3 protein-coding genes are annotated in these 3,078 nt (G+C 69.8%); all 3 read left to right on the top strand.

From position 1 onward, the window contains the following. Positions 1–657: SDR family oxidoreductase (locus G6018_RS02475; protein ID WP_182638623.1), on the top strand; the 657-nt coding region annotated here is incomplete at its 5' end. A gap of 39 nt (positions 658–696) precedes the next feature. Next, the gene (locus G6018_RS02470) at positions 697–1,902 is read left to right on the top strand and encodes an acyl-CoA dehydrogenase family protein (RefSeq protein WP_182610103.1); all 1,206 of its coding nucleotides are present in this window, start codon (positions 697–699) and stop codon (positions 1,900–1,902) included. Between the two features lie 73 nt (positions 1,903–1,975). Then, the coding region (locus tag G6018_RS02465) for a thiolase family protein (RefSeq protein ID WP_182638622.1) at positions 1,976–3,078 on the top strand (1,103 nt) is incomplete at its 3' end.

Genomic DNA, 3,078 nt, shown 5'->3' with positions numbered 1-3,078 from the left:
GCGACGGTCGTCCTGGCCGCCCGCCGACGGGAGCGCCTCGACGCACTCGCCGAGGAGCTCCGCGCGGCCGGCGGTACGGCGTCGACGGTGGCCTGTGACGTCGCGGACCCCGAGGCGTGTGCGGCCATGGTCCGCTCTGCCATGGACTCCCACGGGCGGATCGACATCCTGGTCAACAACGCCGGCATCGGCACCGCGGTGCCCGCGCTCAAGGAGACCCCGGAGCAGTTCCGGGGCGTGGTGGACGTCAACCTCCACGGCGCCTACTGGGCGGCCAAGGAGTGCGCGGCCGTCATGGAGCCCGGCTCGAGCATCGTCAACGTGGCCAGCGTGCTCGGCCTGACCGCAGGATTCGCCCCGCAGGCCGCCTACTCCGCCTCCAAGGCGGCCGTACTGGGACTGACCCGGGACCTGGCGGCCCAGTGGGGGAGCCGGCGGGGGATCCGCGTCAACGCCCTCGCCCCCGGGTACTTCGCCTCGGAGATGACCGACGAGATCCCCGAGACGATGCTCGCCGACATCACCGGACGCACGATCTTCGGTCGGCTCGGTCTGCAACCGGAGCTCGACTCCGCCCTTCTCTTCCTCGCCTCCGACGCCTCGTCGTTCATCACCGGGTCGACCCTCACCGTCGACGGCGGCATGACCCTTCACTAGTCCTCGACCTCACCAGTTCTCGACCCAGGAGACATCACGATGGAATTCGCGCACAGTCAGCGCAGCGTCGAGCTGCAGGAGAACATGTGGGAGTTCATGCGCGAGCATGTGTTCCCCGCCGAGCCGGTGTGGGCCGAGTACCTGCGCACGCACGGCGACCACGAACACCCGCCCGTCATGGAGGACCTCAAGGCGGAGGCGCGGCGTCGCGGGCTGTGGAACCTCTTCCTGCCGGAGTGGTCCGGCATCTCCAATCTCGAGTTCGCGGCGGTCTCGGAGATCTCCGGTTGGTCGCCGGTGATCGCCCCCGAGGCCATCAACTCGCAGGCGCCCGACACCGGGAACATGGAGACCTTCCACCTGTTCGGGACCGACGAGCAGAAGGCCGCGTACCTCGAGCCGCTCAAGGAGGGCAGGATCCGGTCGGCCTACGCCATGACCGAGCCCGACGTGGCCTCCTCCGATGCGACGAACATCCAGACCGTCATCCGCCGCGAGGGCGACGAGTACGTGATCAACGGCCGCAAGTGGTGGATCACGGGAGTGGCAGACGAGCGCTGCGAGATCTTCATCGTCATGGGCAAGACGGACGAGACCGCCGAGACGCACCGTCAGCAGTCGATGGTCCTGGTCCCGCGCGGTACCCCGGGGCTCACCATCGAGCGCAACCTCCCGCTGTTCGGCTACCAGGACCAGCACGGTCACTGCGAGCTCGTCTTCTCGGACGTCCGGGTGCCAGCGTCGAACCTGCTCGGCGAGGAGGGCGCCGGTTTCGCGATCGCGCAGGCGCGTCTCGGGCCGGGCCGCATCCACCACGCCATGCGCGCCATCGGGATGGCCGAGCGGGCCCTGGCCCTGATGGTCGACCGCGCCAAGTCGCGGCACGCCTTCGGCGGGTACCTGTCCGAGCAGGGCGTGGTGCAGGAGCACATCGCCAACTCCCGCATCGAGATCGACCAGGCACGCCTGCAGGTCCAGCACTGCGCGTGGATGATCGACACCGTCGGCGCCAAGGAGGCCCGGTTCGAGATCTCGGCCATCAAGGTGATCGCGCCGCAGGTCGCGTGCACCGTGATCGACCGGGCGATCGAGGTCTTCGGTGGGGCCGGTGTCTCGGACGACACCCCTCTCGCCTACTTCTACGCCTGGGCGCGGGCCCTGAGGATCGTCGACGGCCCGGACGCCGTGCATCGCCGCACCATCGCGCGTGGCGAGCTCAGGCGCACGCCGCCGTACGTCGGCTGAACGTGATGCGCAACACTGACAAGACCCGGTCGGACGAGACCGGATACTCACCGTTCGAGAGAGGGACACGCACATGGGTGCAGTGATCGTGGAGGCCGTGCGCAGCGCGGTGGGCAAGCGCAAGGGTGGACTGGCCGGGGTGCATCCGGCCGATCTGTCGGGCACGGTGCTGAACGCTCTGGTCGAGCGCGCCGGGGTCGACCCGGGGATCGTGGAGGACGTGATCTGGGGGTGCGTGACCCAGGCCGGCGAGCAGACCGGGGACATCGCGCGTACCGCGGTGCTCTCCGCCGGGTGGCCCGAGACCGTCACCGGCGTGACCATCGACCGCCAGTGCGGTTCCTCGCAGCAGGCGCTGAGCTTCGCCGTCGCGGTGGTCGAATCCGGTTACCACGACGTGGTGGTGGCCGGCGGCGTCGAGTCCATGACCCGTCAGCCGATGGGCAGCTCGATCACCGGCGAGGGCATCCCGTACGGGCAGGACTTCCTGGGCCGCTACGACGGCACCATGCCCAACCAGGGCGTCGGCGCCGAGATGATCGCCGAGCGGTGGGGGCTGTCCCGCACGCAGCTCGACGAGTTCGCCGTGGCCTCGCACGAGAAGGCCGCCGCCGCGCAGGACGCCGGGTTCTTCGCCGGGCACATCGTCCCGGTGACCACCCCGGACGGGGTCTTCGATGCTGACCAGGGCATCCGCCGGGGCAGCACCGTCGAGGGGCTGGCCGGGCTCAAGACCCCGTTCAAGTCCGACGGCGTGATCCACGCCGGCAACGCCTCGCAGATCTCGGACGGATCCGCCGCGATCCTGGTGATGAGCGAGGAGGCCGCCGCCAGGTATGGCTGCACGCCGATCGCGCGTGTCCACACCGCCACGCTCGCCGGCGACGATCCGGTCATCATGCTCACCGCCCCGATCCCGGCCACGGCCAAGGCTCTCGAGCGCTCCGGGTTGACGATCGACGACATCGGGGTGTTCGAGGTCAACGAGGCCTTCGCCTCGGTGCCGATGGCGTGGCTCGCCGAGACCGGCGCCGACCCGGCCAAGCTCAACCCCAACGGTGGCGCGATCGCCCTCGGCCACCCGCTCGGCGGCTCCGGGGCCCGCATCATGACGGACATGGTCCACCACATGAAGGCGAACGGCATCAGGTACGGCCTGCAGACGATGTGCGAGGG

Source organism: Dietzia sp. DQ11-44 (assembly GCF_014145205.1).
Lineage (GTDB): Bacteria > Actinomycetota > Actinomycetes > Mycobacteriales > Mycobacteriaceae > Dietzia > Dietzia natronolimnaea.
Note: the sequence above shows the minus strand (reverse complement) of the source record. Positions and strands in the feature narration are given on the sequence as shown.

What these genes read in the sequence shown, in the direction of transcription:
- G6018_RS02470 (WP_182610103.1), top strand. Translation starts at nt 697, where the DNA reads ATGGAATTCGCGCACAGTCAGCGCAGCGTCGAGCTGCAGGAGAACATG.